We start from the raw sequence: 16,244 nt of genomic DNA on the forward strand, positions 1-16,244 counted from the left end.
CGGCGCTACTCCTTGCCGTCGGGCGCGGGCGCGGGCGTGGGCGCGGGCTCGGCGACGTCGCCGCCGCACGCGTACCACGAGGTCGAGGCAGGCAGGGCCACCGACGCGACGGGGGTCGCGAGGTCGTCGAGCGCGTTCACGAGCACGCCGCCGTCGGAGATCGAGTAGACGTGATCCTCGATGAACAGGCCGCGCCACACGTTGGCGCCGCCGTAGTAGTAGCAATCCGGCGTCGGGGTGAAGAAGCCGCTGTGGTCGACCGCGCCGAGCCGGCTGAACCCGTCGGCGATATCGACGTTGAAGAGCTCCAGCGTGCTCGCGATCGCGCCGGTCTCCACGTCGTAGCTCACGAGCGGGAAGGCGAGCACGCCGTGCTCACCGTAGTACGTGAACGCCTTGTGGTCGTACTCGGCCGCCGAGGACGCGTACGGCCCCTCGATCGTCTCCTTGTGCAGCTGCGCGGGCGCCGACGGGTCCGTGACGTCGAAGATCTGCAGCGCCAGGCCGGTCACCCTGCCGTTCTCGTCCGCGTCCCTGCCGATCGCCAGCAGGTGTCCGTCGTCGAGCGGGTGCAGGTACTCGCTGAAGCCGGGGATCTTGAGCTCTCCCGCGACGGACGGCGCCGCCGGGTCGGAGAGGTCGAGCACGAACAGCGGATCGACCTGGAGGAACGTCACGACATAGCCGCGATCCCCGAAGAACCGGGCCGAGCGGATCTGCTCGCCGGGCGCCAGGTCGGTGACGGCGCCGACGCGCGCGAGCTCGGAGCCTTGCGCCTCGAGCACGAACACGCTGTTGCTGGTCGTCCACCTGGGCTCCGCCGGCACCATCGCGGTCGTGGCGACGCGGAGCTTGCCGTTGTGCTCATCGAGCGAGAATTGATTGAGGATATGACCGGGCACCGAGCCCGACGCGACGTACCTGGGCTGGCTCGGGTCGGCGGTCAGGTCGAACTTGTGCAGGTGCGTGACGTCGCTGCTCACGAGCGCCTCGCCGGGCGCTCCCGGCGACGCCGGCTCCTGCCAGCCCCGCGCGGCGACATAGAGGGCGTCGTGGCTCGAGTACACCGTGTCGGTCGCGCCGATGATCGAGGTCGACGCCGGCGTCGCGCCGAGATCGCCGAGGTCGATCGACTCGACCTGCGTCAGGCCGTAGGACGTCGTGCCCGCCCCCGGAACATAGAAGTCCGAGCAGCTCGCCCCGAGCTCCGTGACCGTGTCCCCCTGCTTCTCGAAGCGATACGGCAGCCACGTCGACAGCGGCGCGGCCTCGATGATCGCCGTGTTCTCGGCGCGGAGCTGCTCGAACGCCGCGGTCCACGCGTCGGCGGTCTCGGGGTACTCGGTCAGGCTCTCGGGCCAGTAGCCGAGCGCCGGGCCGTGGGCGCCGCCGGTCAGCACCGTGCGGACGTCCTCGCCGGCGCGGCGCGCCGAGGCGTAGCCTCCCTCGAAGTAGAGCTCCTTGACCACGCTGGGCGCGCCGCCCGCGAGGCTCAGGACGGTGAGCTTCGTGAGCGGGGCGTAGACCTCGGGCGCGCCGGGATCCAGGGGAGGAGGCTCGCCGTTGGGGGCCGGGTCGCCGGCCGGCGGGTCGCCGCCCGCCGGCGCATCGGGGGCGTCCGGCGCGCCGTCGCTCGCCGGTTCGTCGGCGCCGCCCGGGTCGCCGTCGCTCGCCGGCGCATCGGGGTCGCCGTCGGACGGCGGCGTGGGCGTGTCGCTCCCGGACGGCTGCATGGGCGTGTCGCGCGGCCCACCGTCCACGTCCGGCGCGGCGCCGCCTGCGGGAGCTGGCTGGGCGATGCCGCCGCCGGCCACGCCGCCGGCGATCACGTAATCGTAGTAGCTCGGCCGCGGCTCGACGCCCGCTCGTTCGTAGATCGACGGCGCGTTGACCGCCGAGTAGACGACGACCTTGTCGTCCGTCACGAACATCTCGTGCGGCTGCCCCTCGATCGCGAGCGAGCTGCCCACCGCGAGCGACGAGGCCGGCCACGCGGCCAGCGTGTAGAAGGTCTGACCGTGAAGCACGTAGAGGTTGTTGCCGTCGGTCTTGACGATATCCGCCTCGTCGATGCCGGCGACCTGGGTATTCGTGTCCGAGTGGGTCGGGGGGCCGCTGCCGTCCTCCGGGGCGGCCGCGCCGTCGCCGCTGGCCGGCACCGGGGAAGGCGCGGTCGGGTCCGCGCTCTGGCCGGGCGGCGCGCCGACGCCGCCCCCGAGGTCGTTGTCGACGCCGATGCCGCCGCCCCCGCGGATGTCGCCGTACACGGAGTAGCTCGCGATCATGGCGTCGATCTGGGCGTTCATCTTGGTGAGCGCGTCCTGCTTCAGCAGCGCCTCGAGGTCCTCGCAGGACTGGGCCCGGTGGAGCGCCGCGCTCTGAGACCCGCTCTGCGAGCCGTCACGCGGTGACTCCGGGTCGCATCCGGCGGCGAGGAGGCCTGTTGCAAGGAGAAGCCAGAGGGAGGAAAGGGCACGGTGTGTTCGCATGGTGCCCGCCACTGCGGCAAGGCCCGCGCCAGCCGTCCGCTCGCCCGTTGCGGCGCGGTTCCCCGCACGCCGGACCCCGCGGCGCCGCGGAAGCACGACATCCCCTGTACTCGCCAGGGCCTTCTGGCACAGGTGTGCCATGCGGGTGGTGTGATTGGCTACTTCCGTCAACACGAGATGACGTGGCCGTTCATCGAGCCTGAACCGCACACCCGGCGTGCGCGTGCCTGTCCGGGGCTCACGGGGCACTCCCGGCCGAGGGGAGCCCGCGCGCGGGCTCAGAGGGGAACGGGCGCGGGTGGAATCTTGAACACGTCCCACGCGGGCGTGTGGTTGCTGGTGCCCGGATCCTGGTTCCAGAGGTAGATCGCGGGGTACGTGTGCACGGTCGTGCCCTCGACGACCACGCCGGTCACGTAGAGCTGCGAGGCCTTCTTGCCCGGGTCCTTCTGGAGCGTGTAGCCGTCGCGCGACGAAGAGAAGATGACCCAGTAATACGTCTTGCCGTCGACGGTCGTGGCCTCGGGCGACCACTGCGGCCAGCTATTGTGGATGCCCGGGCTCGTGACGCCGAGGCAGGCTGGCGGGTCGTTGGCCGCGAGCCGCGTCGCCGCGCCGCCGGCCGCGGGGACGACGTGGATGTCGGAGCTGGGGTTATAGTACATCTCCCCCGGGCTCGGCGTCCGGTTGAACGCGATGAGCCGATCGTCGGGCGCGAAGGCCGGATAATATTCGTTGAAGTTCGGCTCTGCGGCGCCCTGAAGGGGTGTGGCCGCGCCGCCCTGCTTGTTGTTGTAGGGAACCGTGTAGAGATCGCCGGCTCCGGCGGCCAGCCGGCCGTCCTTGCCGGCGTCGGTCGAGACGTAAACGATGGTCGCGCCGTCGTTGCTCCAGTCCGGCATCATCGCCCCGCGCGTGTCGCCGTCGCGCGCGATGAACCCGAAGGCGGTCCCCTCCGCGGCGGCCATCTCGCTCTTCGCCATCGTGGCGTTGGTCGCCTCGGAGTAGGTCGGCGCGGGCGCCTCCAGGTCGAACCACGCGAGGCGCGCGTTCGGCATGCTGGTGTGCGACTGGCCATCCCAGACGCCGCCGTTGTGTCGGCCATAGGAGGTGATGAAGACCCGGTCCCCGGGGGCGAAGTGCGCCGGCGACATCTTGGGCGGCCCGAGCCACGCCTGGTTCATCGCCTCCGAGCCGCCCGGCGTCACGTAGGCGGGGACCTCACCTACCGAGTCTTCCTTCACGGAAGCGATGGCGAGGTCCCACGGCCAGTGATCCATGAACATGACGGCCTCGCCGTCGGGCGTCGACGTGTGGCACCCGATGCACCGCACCTGGCCGTCACCCCGCACGTTGCCGTTCTCGTCGCGCCGGCCGCCCTGCTGGACCTGGTCGACCTTGAGCGCGTCGACGACGCCCTCCTCGCCCACGCCGAAGCCCGCGAGCCAGGCGTCCGCGGGCCCCTCGCCGATCGCCGCCCAGTACACCATGCTGCCGCCGGCCGGGGCCGGCGCGATGGTGATCGGCCCGGAGCTGCCCAGGAGCGGCGCGCCCGGCGCGCTCGTCGACACGGAGCGGATCGTGATCGTGATCGGCTCGTCGCGGACGTGGGCGGCCAGCTTCTCCCACATGTCCTTGGGCATCTTCCATTCCCTGTTCGTCGTGTACACGACCAGGTCGTTCTTCTCCCGGTCGGCGTGCACGCGGATCTCGAACAGGTCCTGTCCCTGCGGCGCGGTCCACCGGAACCTCGGTCGCAGCCAGTTGTTCGGGAAGAGCGCGCCGATCTCTGGCTCCGCGAGGCACGGGCCGCCCTGCGCCCCGCTGCCCGGGTCGCCGAACAGCTCGGGCGCGTTCGCCGGCGGCGGCGTCCCGCTCTCGTCGAACACCGGGGCCGCTGGGAAATCCTCGCAGACCTCGCAGGGGGGCGGCTCCACGGGGCCGCCGCTCCCCACGTCGAAGATGTTCCCCGTGCCTCCGCCGATGTCGTCCGGGATCCCGCCCGAGCCGCCGGTGCCCTGCCCTGGCGAGGTGGAGGGCTCCGGGCCTGACGAGCAGGCGACAGCGCACAGCGAGCCGATCAACAGGGTCCCGATCCGTTGTTGCAAGGTTCTCATTCAGGTTCCTCCATGCGCGCGCACGGCTCGTCCCGCCCAGACCAGCGCGGACGCCGCCGCCCGAGAGCGTGTTCTCGAGCCCACGGTCGGCGTTCACTCCGGACGCGTGATCGACGTGCCCGTCACCGAGCTGACGCGATGGCCGCGTGATCACCGTGGTGCAGCGGATCCGTCGCGCCGGGCTCCAGGAGCGCCAGCAGCGGATGGCGAGATCGCTCCGCGCGAGCTCGCTGCCGCAGACGCCGTGGTCGCCGTTGATGATGTGAAGAAAGTTGTGAGCAGATATAGGGACATGGAACTTTTGCTTCGTCAAGCTCCGCGCAGGGCCATGTCGCCTGGCCTCTGCTCGCCTCGCGCTCCCTGATCGCACTCCAGACGAAGAGGCCATGTGCCGCGAGTTTCCAGCAGCGCGCCGCGGCGTCCCCGCGGGCTCGGTCGGGGTGCTAGTTTGATCGCGTGGCACCGCCGACTCGCTTCGGGCTCCCGCTCAACCCCCGGCGGCCGCCCCGCGCGCTCGTGCTCCGCGATCTGTCGCCGGAGGAGGCCAGCGCAGCCATCGACTGGTCCGGCTGGTACCTGCCCGACGACGCCGAGCGCCATGGCAAGGCCGAGCGCTCGGGGATCGTGCGCCTGCTGCTCTCGGTGGTCGCGCAGCTCGCGCGCGAGCGCGGCTGGGTCGACTGGTACGCCGGCGCCGACCACGCCTTCGCGTGGGTGCGGAGCGAGCCGCTCGTGCGCGTCCTGCCCGACCTCTACGTCCTCGATCACCGCCCGTTGCCGCCGCTGCCGCGGCAGTGGCAGACGTGGTTGCCGGGCCATCGCCCGCCGCGGTTCGCGCTCGAGATCGTCGCGGGCGACTGGCGCCGGATCTACGAGGACACGCCGGCCAAGTACTGGCAGCTCGGCTGCCCCGAGCTCCTGCTCTTCGATCCCGAGGCCGCCGCCGCGCGCGCGCCGCTCGCGGACGAGCGCGTGCCGCTCCAGCTCTACCGGCGCGACCCCGACGGCACGTACCTGCGCGTCCACGCCGGCGCCGATCCTCTCTGGATCGAGGCGCTCGACGCGCACCTCGTCGTGCTGAAGGACGGCCCGCACCCGACGTTGCGCGTCGCGCGGACCTCCCGCGCGACGGATCTCGTGCCCGCCGAGGAGGAGGCCCTCCGCGCCGAGGGCGAGGCGCGCGCCCAGGAGCAGCGCGCCCGCGCCGCGGAGCAGCGCGCCCGCGTCGCCGCCGAGGCGCGCGTGCGCGAGCTGGAGGCGCGCGTGCGCGACCTCGAGTCCCGCGTGACGCGCCGGTGAGCGGCGGGCGGAGCTAGGCCGGCCGCAGGATCTGGCGCACCGAGTCGACGTCCGCGACCCGGTGGAGCACCGGCTGCAGCCCGGCGCCCGCGGCCTCGCCGAAGGCGCCGCTCGCGGCGACGGCGCGGGCGCGGGGGCCGTCGAGCACGAGGAACACGTCGCGGAGGCCTCCGGCGCCCGGCGCGTCGATCACGTCGACGATGCGCGAGCGATCGAGGTGCAGCTCCTCGTCGCCGCGCTGGATGAGCACGCGCCGATCGGTGATGAGGTACCGCGTGCGCGCGGCGAGCCGCGCGGGGCGCACCACCGACACGTAGAGCATCGCCGCCCCCGCGGCGACGAGCAGCACGATCGTGAGCGACAGCGAGGCGACCAGCGCCACGAACGACACGCTCTCCGGGTCCATGCCCGCCGCGGTCACGATGCGGAGGCTCCGCACCGCGTGCACCGCCGAGACCACCGCGAAGCCGCCGAGGAGCACGCCGATCAGCACGGAGCCGAGGCCGCGCAGGCCGCTCGGGAGCCACTTGTGCCAGCCGTCGGCCGGGTGCGCCGACCAGAGCACCCGCTCGCCCTCGTCGAGGCGCTGCGAGAGCAGCCGGTGGCCGTCCCCCGCGGGCGCCGAGGGCACGACGCCCCGCAGGATCGCCCAGACGCGGTCCGGCGCGACGACGCCGTTCAGCACGATCGACAGCCGCCGCCGGAGCGCGCCGGTCGGCACCGCCCTCACGAGCTCGAGGTCGCCGACGCCCGGGTGCTTCGGGTGCCAGTGGATGCGCGCGTAGCTGATCGACCGCCGCTCGATGGAGCGGCGGAGCTTCCCGCGCTGCACCACGATGTGCCCGTCGGTGAGCGTGTACTCGAGCTCCGAGCGCCACCAGCGCGGCAGGTAGCTGAACGCGACCGCGAGGCTCGCCATCCAGGCCGCGAACGCGAGGAGCTGGTTCGGCGACGCGCCGAGCGCCTTGCTCACGACGATGGCCGACGCCGTGCTGATCGCGGAGGTCACGCCGCAGACGGCCGCGCCCACGATGTAGAGGAGCGGCGTCGCGACGACCTTGGGACGTCCGGACCAGAGCACGGTCTCATTGAACACCGAGTCGCGCATCTCGACGGATCTCCGTTCGGGGTGAGCTGGCCGGCGCCGCCCCCGCGCGCGAGAGCGACGACGGGATAAGGTGACGCCGCCGGGCTGGGTCGTAAAGGGGCGTCCTGGCCCGGCGCGCCGGACGCGCTCAGCGCCGCTGCGGCGCCGCGGGCGCGGGCTTCCGCAGGCGCTTCATCGTCTGCTCCCGCTCCCTCTCGCACTGCGCGCGCCGCGCCTTCGCCAGCGGCAGCCAGTGGTCGTTCCCCGGAGCGCGCGCGATGTACGACTCCCACGCAGCCAGGGCCTGGAGGTACGCCTCCGCGCGCGCGGCGCCGAGCTCGGCGCTCCGCGCCGCGGCCCAGTGGCCGAGCGCGGCGTACCAGTCGTCGTCGTGGGCGGGCACGTAGAACCAGCCCGCGCCGTTGATCTGCTGGTCGCTCCGATCGTAGGTCCTCGCGAGCCGGATGTGCTCGATGGCGCCCTCCAGGTCGCCCGACCGATCGAGCGCCACCGCGAGCCCCCAGAGCGTGGTCACGCCGTACCGGAACATGTCGAGCGACCCGAGCGTCGCCAGCGCGGCCCGGTACCCCTCGACCGCGGAGGTGATGTCGCCGAGCGCCATGTAGGCCTCGGCCTGGTTGGCCAGCAGCAGGGCCCGCGAGGCCGCGTGGGGCTCGAGCGCGAGCGCCTCGTCGTACGCCTCGATCTCGTCCGTGTACCTGCCGAGCCGCGCATAGCAGACCGCGAGCGCGTGCCACGCGTCGGCCCGCGAAGGCGCCGGCGGGTTGATGCGCAGGAGCCCCTCGAGCGTCGCGACGGCGCCCTGCACGTCGCCGAGGTGCTCCAGGATGTCGGCGTAGCGGAGCCGCACCGAGGGGTCGCGCGAGGTCGCCGCGCCGGCGCGCTCGTACAGGGTGCGCGCCTCGCGCAGCCAGAGCGGGCCGATCTCCTCGACCCGCTCCAGGAGCGGGCTGCGCCGCAGCCGGTCGTAACGGACAAGGAGCCCGTCCGCCTGGGCGATGAGCGCCGCGCGCTCGTAGGCCGCCGGATCCAGCGCGCGGGACCACACGGTCGGCGCTGCGGCGGCGGGGCCGGGCGCGCGCGTCGCCGCGAGGGCGAGCGCGAGGAGCGCCGCAGCGCCGCGCAGGGGCGACCGCCGGCTCACGGCGCCCCTCCTGCCCGCGCGGGCGCCGCGACGCGCTCCCGCGGGGCGCGCGCCGGCCGGGGGCCCCCGCCGCCTGCGCCCTTCCGGAGCGCGTCGAGGCGCGCGCGCGCCGCCGCGGCCCACGGCCCCTCTCCACCGGCGCCCGACAGGTAGGCTTCCCAGCGCGCGATCGCCGCCGCCGCCGAGGTCCGCTCGAGCGCGAGCGCCTCCAGGGCGAGCCTGTCCTCCGGGGCCGCGAGGTAGTCGACCGATCGCAGGCGCGCCGCCGCGCTGGCGAGGTCGTCCGCGGCGTGCTCGCGCGCGGCGGCTCCGGCGTGGGGATCGGCCGCCTGCGCGGCGGCTCCGGCCTGCTGGCCGGCGGCGCGCGCCCGCGCGGCGGCTCCGGCGTGCGGATCGGCCGCCCGCGCGCGCGTCGCCTCCGGAGCGGCGCCGGCCACCTCGCCCTCGAGCGCGGCGTCGGCCTGGGCGCGGTCGCCGGCGCGGTCCAGCGCGAGCGCGAGCGACAGCGTGACGTCGCGGGCGAGCTGCGACTGCGAGCGCTGGCGCGCCTCGCGCAGGTAGGCGATCGCCTCGTCGAGATCGGCGCGGGCGCCCTCTCCGCGCGCGCCGCCCTGCGGCTTCGCGCCCGCGTCGGCGGTCGACGCGGCGGCGCCCGCGGCGGCGCCGGCAGCGGCCATCGACAGGTGCGCTGCCTCGAGCAGCACGAGCGCGCGCTGGTCCGCGGTGCCGAGCAGGTCGATCCGCGGGACGAGCGCGCGGTACATCGCGAGCGCCTCGTCGCGCTTGCCGGTGCGGGCGAGCGATCGGGCGAGGCCGTGCAATGTGGGCGGGTCCTCGACGCTGCGGGGGTCGATGTGCCGCGCGCGGTCGAACGCGCGCGCGGCGTCCCCGGGCGAGCCGAGCGCGAGGGCGGCGCGCGCGAGCAGGACCTGCGGCGCCGCGTGCCCCGGGAGGATCTGGTCGGCGAGGCGCGCCGACTCGCGCGCCGCCTCGGGGTTGCCGCCGAGCTGCGCCTGGCCGCGCGCGAGGAGGTCGCAGTAGCGCGGGAGCTCCGGCGCGCGCGCGCGCTCCCAGACGGTGGGCCCCCGGGCGATGGCGCGGCTGGTCCGCGCCGAGCACTCGGGCGGCCTCCCTGCCGCCGCGGCGGCGGCGACGAGATCGCCGCTGCTCTGTCCGCCGTGCGCGGCGAGCGGGAGAGCGAGCAGGGCCGGGAACAGCAGCGAGCCGAGGTGCACGCGGCGAGTGTACCAGCGCCGCGCACCAGAGGCTCACGCCCGGCCGGGGGCGCGGGGCTGCGATCCGGTTGATCGCGCGGTCGATGCTCCGTTATGGTGCCCGAGGTGACAGCGCCACGGGGGGCGTTCGCGGGTCGTGTTTCGCTGGACTCCGCAGCCTTGGAGCCTCGTGAGGCCAGAGGAGGATCGACATCATGGGCGAGGTGATTCGCAAGGATGCGCCAGCGGACGACATCATCGGTGACGTGCGCGCGACGCTCCACAGCGCTTCTGCGAAGGGCGGGTCCCTCCGGGAGCTCGCCGAGCAGCGGCTCGTTCCCGTGCTGACGCTCTTCGACGGGGTGGAGGCCCAGCGCAACGCCGCGCGGTCCGAGGCGGAGCCCCTGCTCGCCAAGGTCGAGGCCGAGTCCGCGCGCGCCGACGACGCGCTCGGCAAGGTGGCCGACGACGTCTGGAACGCGGTCGGGCGCCCCACCGCCGATCCGGCGCTGTCGATCCTGTTCCCCGGCGGCATGGCCTATTTCGCCGACCATGAGGACGGCGACATCACCGGCCAGCCGGATCGGCTGGAGGTGCTCGCGCAGCTCCTCGGCTCGGGGATCCACCCGAAGCTCAGCCTGGACAAGGCGCAGGCGGCGGCCGCCGAGGTCAAATCCGCCGCCGCGGCGCTGCGCTCGACGGTCGAGGCGACCCGGCTCCCGCTCGAGCGGCTCAGCGTGCTCGATCGCATTCGCGGCGCGGTGGCGAAGAGCGCGCACATCGAGCTCGTGCACCTGAAGCGCCTCTACAAGGCGGCTGGCTTCAGCGAGGCGGAGATCCACGGCGTCATCCCGGATCGCGGCCGCGCGCGGCGCCGGTTGTAGCGCGCCGCGCCGTCCACGTCGGCCGCCCTCTGTGGGCGCGCCGGCCGATCCCGCGCACCAGGTGGGAGCGCCGCGGCGCCCACGCTTCGTCGAGCGCAGGCGCCGCGGCGCGGGCGAGCGTGGCGCCCGATCGCTACCTGGGCAGGCTCACGGGCGACGGCCCCCGAAAGGCGCGTTCGGGTCCTGAGCGCCGGAGCCGAACGACCCGCTGCGCCCGTTATACCAGGGGTACGAGGGGCGAGCGGGAGAGTAGAGCCCGTTCGCGCCGGAGTAAACGGGGCCGTAATAAGGCGTGTTGTAACCGTAGTACGATGCGCCAGGCAGGGCGCCGTAATCCCGGACGTACGGGCTGCCGATCAGCGCGGGGAGCGACGTGGCGAACGCGAGGTGCCGCGACGTGGCGTTCCGGATCTCTGGAACGAGGTGGGAGATCCCCGGCTGCAGCTCGGGCCCGACGACGGAGATCTGCTCCTGGAGATGGGCGAGGAACTCCCGGTGCCGGTAGATCTGGATGTCGACGAACGTCCAGTCGAAGTGAGCCCCCGTGAGACCTTCGAGCGTTTGCTGATCCGACGCGCCCTGCTCGGCCAGCGCCAGGCTGATCTGGTTGTCCAGCGGCCTCATGCCGATCTGCGTGAGCGCGGCCCGGAGCCGCTGGTTCGAGAGGGAATGATAATCGAGCAGCTCCTGGGCGAACTCGCGCACGTGCGGGTCCGTCGCGTGGTTCAGCGCGAGCTGCGCGATGACGAACTCGTTCGCGTCGAAGGCGCCGAGCACCGCCGCGAGCTCTGGCATCGAGAGCGTGAAGGCCTGCGAGGTGGCCTGGACCTCCTCTTCCGACGTGTCCTCGTCCGCCGCCGCCAGATCACCGTCTTCCGCCGCGACGGAGCAGGCGCTGGTTCCCGCGAGCGCCAGGGCTGTCATCCATGCAAAACGAAGAGAATTGATTCGAATGCTCATGATCCCCCCATGTCATTGACGGAAGCGGGTCCGGCGCTGAAGCGCTTGGCGGTGATGCCTGGCCCGCCCCGCCATGTATCTTGAACCGGCGCCGGGAGACGCAAGCGCGATCTCATCGAAATAGCCAATGCTCACCATCGCACAGGATCGGTTGAACCCTCCGCGCCGCGCGACGGACCGGCGCGCAGGTGCCACATCCTCACGTCGATGAACGGACGCGCGCGCGCCCGGGCGGCGGCGCCGGCGCCCTCAGGGCAGGGCTGGCCTGGTCCAGGGGGCGGCGCATCCGGAGGGGCGGTGCGCTGGCGTGGGCGGGCGCGACGGAGGCGGCAGGATGGATATCGTCGCTTTGCTGGAGGACGGGCCCAAGGCTGGGTATCGGGCGCCCGGCGACAGGGGCGCGGGCGGCGCGTCAGTCCGCGGCTCTGGCCGGCTTGCGGGCCACGACGCCGACCGTGCCGTAGTAGATTCCCCACGCCGAGGGATCGGACGCGAACCGGGCGTAGCCGGCGAGATCCTCTTCGCTGATCTGCCCCGTCGCGAGGTATCTGTCCTGGAGCTGAGCGGCCGACAGGCTCATGATCCCGGAGAGCGGGTGGCCCCCCGGGCACAGCGGCACCTCGTTCTCGACGGCCTCGATGGCGAGCCCCCGCGACATCAGGATCGCGGGCAGGCGCAGGCCCAGGCCCGGGTCCTGACCGCCGGCCTCGTACATCGCGAGGATCGACTGATTGACCCGGTTGAAGGCGTCGATATCCGCGCCGGAGGCGCCCCTGGCCGCGGTGAAGTCCGGCTCTTCGAGGACCAGGCGCCCGCCGGGCTTCAGCGCCGCGAGCATGGCGTCGAGGATCACCTGGAAATCCGCGTTGTGGATGAGCACGTAGCGTGCGTGGACCAGGTCGAACCGGGCTGCATGGAAGTCGAGCTGACGGATATCGCCCTCGATGATCCGGACGCCGGGCAGCCGAGAGGCGTCCAGGAACCCCACGTCGCGGTCGACCGCGACCACCTCGCCCTCGTGGCCGACGCGCTCGGCCATCCAGGCGGCGATCGACCCGGCGCCGGCGCCTATTTCGAGGCAGCTCCAGCCGGGGCCCATCCCCGCGGCCTTGAGCAGCCGCCGGCTCCCGGGGTCGAAGAAGCCCTCGATCCGCCGCAGGCGATCGAGCTCTCGCGCGCGCTCCGAACCCGCAAACACATAGCTACTCTCGGCCATAGATGGACATAATAGTCGAATTCCATGGGCGAAGAAGCGAACTTCTGCCGTCGGGCTTCCCGTGAACGCGTTGATCTGTTGAGTGACACACAGCCGGAGCCGTTCGATCCAAGCTGAACAGCAGCGCTCTCTCGCGGATATGTCCGGACGTGGATCTCCGAGGGGACGCGGCGCCGCATCGGGGTGGTCAGCGCGCCGCGTCCGTGCGCCTGCCGCACACAGGTCGGCGTGTCGGCTGCCGTGCGGGGTCGCCCGGAGGGGGCTCATCGGGGGCGGCGGCGTCGCCGGGGGCCGGGCAGCTCGGACCCGCCTGGAGCCCGCCCCTTACGCGATCGCCCTCCGCAACGCCATCACCGCGAGCCCGCCCACCGCCAGCGTGGCCACGCCGCTGAGGAGCCGCCGCGCCGTGGAAGGCGCCGGCAGGAACGCCGTCGCGCCGAGCGCCGCCAGCGGGGGCGACGTGCGCGCCGGCGCCGACTGGACGGCGAGCGGCGACGCCACGGCCGCCTGGATGGGCGCGGTCTCGGTGAACAGATCGAGCATCTCGCGCACGAACGCCGGTAGATCCTGCGGCCCGCGGCTCGAGAGCCAGTTGCCGTCCCGCACCACCTCCTCGTCCCGCCAGACGCCGCCGGCGTGCACGACGTCGTCGCGGATCCCGGGCCACGACGCGAGCTGCCGCCCGCTCACGAGCTCTGCCGACGCGAGCACCCAGGGGCCGTGGCAGATGGTCGCGATCGGCTTGCGGAGCGTGTCGAAGGCGCGAACGAACTGGCGCGCTTCCTCGCTCTGCCGGAGCAGGTCCGGGCTGATGAACCCTCCCGGCAAGAGCAGCCCGTCGTAGTCGGCCGGGTCCGCCTCGCCGACGGTCCGGTCCACGCGCACCCTCGCGCCTGGCTCGTGGAGGTTCATCCCGCGGATCTTGCCGTGGCGTAGCGAGATGACGTCCACCTCCGCGCCGGCGGCGCGGAGCGCCTTCATCGGCACCGTCAGCTCGATCTGCTCGAACCCGTCCGCCACGAGCGCTGCGATTCGCTTTCCTGCGAGCTTCTTTCGTTCCCTCATGCTGCCCTCAACGGTTGGTCGATGCGTGTCGTTGCGGCCGCCGCGGCGCCCTCGTCCGCCGGCCCTGCGCGCGGGTGACGTGCCGCGTGAGATCCCTGGCGATCGGCGCGCCAGAAGGGGCCTGTTCGTACAGCCCGGTGTCTCCTTCGGGCATGTCTCCTCTGACCCACCCTAGAGCCGGCGCCCCGCGCCGCAACCGAGGCCAGAGCAGATTTCGTGGAGTCCGCGAGCCCAGCCGCCGGCATGGCCAGTGTGTCTTTTTGCGACAGGCAGACCACGGCTCGATGACGCAGGGGGATCATGAGACGGAGAGCGCGCCGTCACCGCGACGCAAGGAGCCTCGGGCGGAGCCACAGCAGCCCCAGCACGGCCGGCGCGAGGGCAGCCAGTCCGACGACCGCGGTGCGCAGGAGCCGCTTCTTCCCGCGCGGCTTCCACCCGCCGCTCGCGGTGGTCCCTTCCGGCAGCGGCGTGAACAGGTTGCCGTTCGTCGCGTACGCTGTCCGGTCGTGCTGCAGGTGCAGCCTGTCGACGCTCCGCGCGAGCAGGCGCTCCGCGAGGCCCGGGGCCAGGAAGGCCAGCAAGGCGAGCTGCCGGGCCGCGTTGCCCACGAACACCTCCCGCCGCGGTGTCCGTGCCAGACGAACGATGGCGCGCGCCACGCGTTCCGGTGGGTACACCGGCGGCATGGCCCTCGGCGTCCGCCCCGTGTAGTTGCCGGCGTGCTGGAAGAACGGCGTGTCGATCGTCGCCGGCATCACGGTGCAAACATGGATATCGCGGACGCCGAGCACCGTGAGCTCCTGCCTCAGGCTCTGGGAGAGCCCGCGGATCGCGTGCTTGGAGGCGACGTAGGCGCTGACGTAGGGCTCCGAGAGCCTGGCGACCATCGAGGCGACGTTGATGAGCACGCCGCGACCCTGCCGTCGGAACTGGGCCAGCGCGGCGCGGGCGCCGTGGACATAGCCGAACAGGTTGGTCTCGATGACGCGCCGGTAGGGCTCGGAGGGCGTCTGCTCGAACAGCCCGAAGAGCGTCACCGCCGCGTTGTTGACCCACACATCGATCCGGCCGAACGCCTCGGCGGTGCGCCGCGCGACCTCCAGGACAGCGGCCTCGTTCGTCACGTCGGCGAGCACGATGAGGGCCTTGCCCCCGGCCTGCTCGCACTCGGAGGCGAGCTCGCGCAGCGGCTGCTCGCGCCTGGCTGTCAGCGTCACCGCGGCTCCGCGCCTGGCGAACTCCAGCGCTGTTGCGCGGCCGATGCCGCTCGAAGCGCCCGTGATGACGACGACCGTGTTCCGGATGTTTTCGCGCATGCCTCACCCCCTCTGCTGCACCCTGCGGCGAGCGGCCGCGCGCGGCGCGCGGCGTGCTCCGCGGTCACAGGTGGTCGTGACCTCATGCAAGCGCCGGGCAAGCCGGATCGAAGCTGGAGCCGTCCGCCGCGAGGGTGGCTGGCGCCTGACGTGATGGATCGACGCGCTCGCTCGGTGTCCGGCCGACGGCTCCTCGTCGAGCGCGCGTGCGGACGATGGCTCAGCAGGCCTGTTTGCGTGCGAGAGCGCAGCGCTGCTCGATCGGGCGTGGCCCGACGTGCCGTTCCGGCCTCGTCTCGATCCCGAGGTCCGGGGACGGCTCCAGCATGTCGAGCGTGGGACGCTGCGCCGGGCCCTGGGCGGCCTCATGCGCGCGGACGCGTCCGCATCGCCGGCGGCTCGGCACGAGCCGCGAACGCAGACGACCTGGGAGAGACAAGATGCGAAGCATGTTTCTGGTAGTCGTGGCCGCGCTGCCGCTCATGGCCTGTGGGGGAAGCAGGAGCGGCGAACAAACGACCTCGCCCGGGGCCGGGCAGACGGGCGGGGAGACCCCTGGTACCACCGAGGGAACGGGAACACCGGAGAGCGGAAGTCCCGGCACAGACACGATGCCAGGCGGCGATATGGGCTCGCCTGAAGGAGGCGCTCACGGCGGGACAGGCACCCAGGGCGGCACGCAGGAGTGGGGAAGCGGCACGCCGGGCAGCCGCACGCCGGGCGGCGGCACGACGGGCGGCACGCCAGGCGGCACGCCGGGCGGTACACCGGGCAGCGGCACGACAGGCGGCGGCACGACGGGCGGCACGCCGGGCAGCGGCACGTCGGGCACGCCCGGTGGTGGTTCTCTCACGCCGCCGAGCGGCGGGACCGGTACGCAGGGCACCGGCACGCCGGGCGGCGGGACCGGTACGCAGGGCGGCGGGGCCCGCACACCAGGTGGCGGCTCCGGTCGGTGAGCCTTCGCTGACAGGGACTGAAAGGCAAGACTCCCCCGCCGTCCGAGCGCGGGGCGTGAGAGCGCCAGGTCCACCCCGGACAAACACCCCCGGGTACATGCGTTCAAGCCCTCCTCACCTCATCTCCCCTCGCAGGACCGGGCGCTACGCAAGCTCCTGCGTGCTTGCGCAAAAGGCAGCCGAACCCCCGGCGTGAGCGCTCTGACCGCGACCGCTGCATTCAGCGCGCTCCGGCCGTCTATCCACCCCGCATCGCACGCTGAGCCCGGATGGCGCGAGAGATGCCTGCGATGACGACGACGATGGCGACAGGGTTCGCCATCCGGCGAGCTGTCCTGTCCGAGCCTGTCGGAAGGAAGCTCAGGGTGGTGTCCCGCAGTACCATCCTCTCCACTCGCGGCTTCACTCCAGGGTGACGCGTCAGGGGCGAGGTGCGCTCCGCCTGTACAGCCCGACGTGTGCGCGCGCGG

At 73.1% G+C, this 16,244-nt stretch carries 12 protein-coding genes; 3 read left to right on the forward strand and 9 right to left on the reverse strand.

The window, feature by feature from the left end; translation table 11 throughout:
• Positions 1-5 precede the first annotated feature (5 nt).
• Together WME96_RS45920 and WME96_RS45925 are read right to left on the reverse strand one after the other, a co-directional pair.
• Complete coding sequence (locus WME96_RS45920; RefSeq protein WP_437287864.1) at positions 6-2,489, reverse strand: beta-propeller domain-containing protein; 2,484 nt, start codon at positions 2,487-2,489, stop codon at positions 6-8.
• 278 nt (positions 2,490-2,767) lie between these two features.
• A complete protein-coding gene (locus WME96_RS45925; RefSeq protein ID WP_437287865.1) occupies positions 2,768-4,606 on the reverse strand; it encodes a TolB family protein in 1,839 nt (612 codons plus the stop codon).
• Between the two features lie 456 nt (positions 4,607-5,062).
• Here WME96_RS45925 and WME96_RS45930 point away from each other — a divergent pair, with 456 nt between their 5' ends.
• Positions 5,063-5,905 (forward strand): Uma2 family endonuclease, encoded by an 843-nt coding sequence (locus WME96_RS45930; protein WP_437287866.1) that lies wholly within the window; start codon positions 5,063-5,065, stop codon positions 5,903-5,905.
• Positions 5,906-5,918: 13 nt separating this feature from the next.
• Here the strand turns inward: WME96_RS45930 and WME96_RS45935 are convergent, their stop codons facing one another.
• The 3 genes from WME96_RS45935 to WME96_RS45945 all read right to left on the reverse strand — a co-directional run bounded on the left by WME96_RS45935 (position 5,919) and on the right by WME96_RS45945 (position 9,392).
• Entirely contained in the window at positions 5,919-7,013 is a 1,095-nt protein-coding gene (locus WME96_RS45935; protein ID WP_437287867.1) for a hypothetical protein, read from the reverse strand.
• Between the two features lie 127 nt (positions 7,014-7,140).
• Positions 7,141-8,157 carry a tetratricopeptide repeat protein gene (locus tag WME96_RS45940; RefSeq protein ID WP_437287868.1) on the reverse strand — a complete coding sequence of 339 codons (1,017 nt, stop codon included), beginning with the start codon at positions 8,155-8,157 and terminating at the stop codon, positions 7,141-7,143.
• Entirely contained in the window at positions 8,154-9,392 is a 1,239-nt protein-coding gene (locus WME96_RS45945; RefSeq protein ID WP_437287869.1) for a hypothetical protein, read from the reverse strand. The genes WME96_RS45940 and WME96_RS45945 overlap by 4 nt, the downstream gene beginning before the upstream one ends.
• A gap of 194 nt (positions 9,393-9,586) precedes the next feature.
• Here WME96_RS45945 and WME96_RS45950 point away from each other — a divergent pair, with 194 nt between their 5' ends.
• Positions 9,587-10,255 carry a hypothetical protein gene (locus tag WME96_RS45950; protein WP_061619356.1) on the forward strand — a complete coding sequence of 223 codons (669 nt, stop codon included), beginning with the start codon at positions 9,587-9,589 and terminating at the stop codon, positions 10,253-10,255.
• A gap of 147 nt (positions 10,256-10,402) precedes the next feature.
• Here the strand turns inward: WME96_RS45950 and WME96_RS45955 are convergent, their stop codons facing one another.
• The 4 genes from WME96_RS45955 to WME96_RS45970 all read right to left on the reverse strand — a co-directional run bounded on the left by WME96_RS45955 (position 10,403) and on the right by WME96_RS45970 (position 14,815).
• Positions 10,403-11,179: a DUF4142 domain-containing protein gene (locus WME96_RS45955; protein WP_437287870.1), complete on the reverse strand. Its 777-nt coding sequence runs from the start codon at positions 11,177-11,179 to the stop codon at positions 10,403-10,405.
• Positions 11,180-11,627: 448 nt separating this feature from the next.
• A complete protein-coding gene (locus WME96_RS45960) occupies positions 11,628-12,413 on the reverse strand; it encodes a methyltransferase domain-containing protein (protein ID WP_437287871.1) in 786 nt (261 codons plus the stop codon).
• Positions 12,414-12,755: 342 nt separating this feature from the next.
• A complete protein-coding gene (locus tag WME96_RS45965) occupies positions 12,756-13,496 on the reverse strand; it encodes a type 1 glutamine amidotransferase domain-containing protein (protein WP_437287872.1) in 741 nt (246 codons plus the stop codon).
• Positions 13,497-13,816: 320 nt separating this feature from the next.
• Positions 13,817-14,815: an SDR family oxidoreductase gene (locus WME96_RS45970; RefSeq protein ID WP_437287873.1), complete on the reverse strand. Its 999-nt coding sequence runs from the start codon at positions 14,813-14,815 to the stop codon at positions 13,817-13,819.
• 626 nt (positions 14,816-15,441) lie between these two features.
• On the opposite strand from WME96_RS45970, the gene WME96_RS45975 reads away from it, so the two are divergent.
• Positions 15,442-15,774, forward strand: a complete 333-nt coding sequence (locus tag WME96_RS45975; RefSeq protein ID WP_437287874.1) for a hypothetical protein — start codon at positions 15,442-15,444, stop codon at positions 15,772-15,774.
• The last annotated feature ends 470 nt before the right edge of the window (positions 15,775-16,244 follow it).

The organism is Sorangium sp. So ce406 (assembly GCF_051474675.1).
GTDB lineage: Bacteria > Myxococcota_A > Polyangia > Polyangiales > Polyangiaceae > Sorangium > Sorangium cellulosum_G.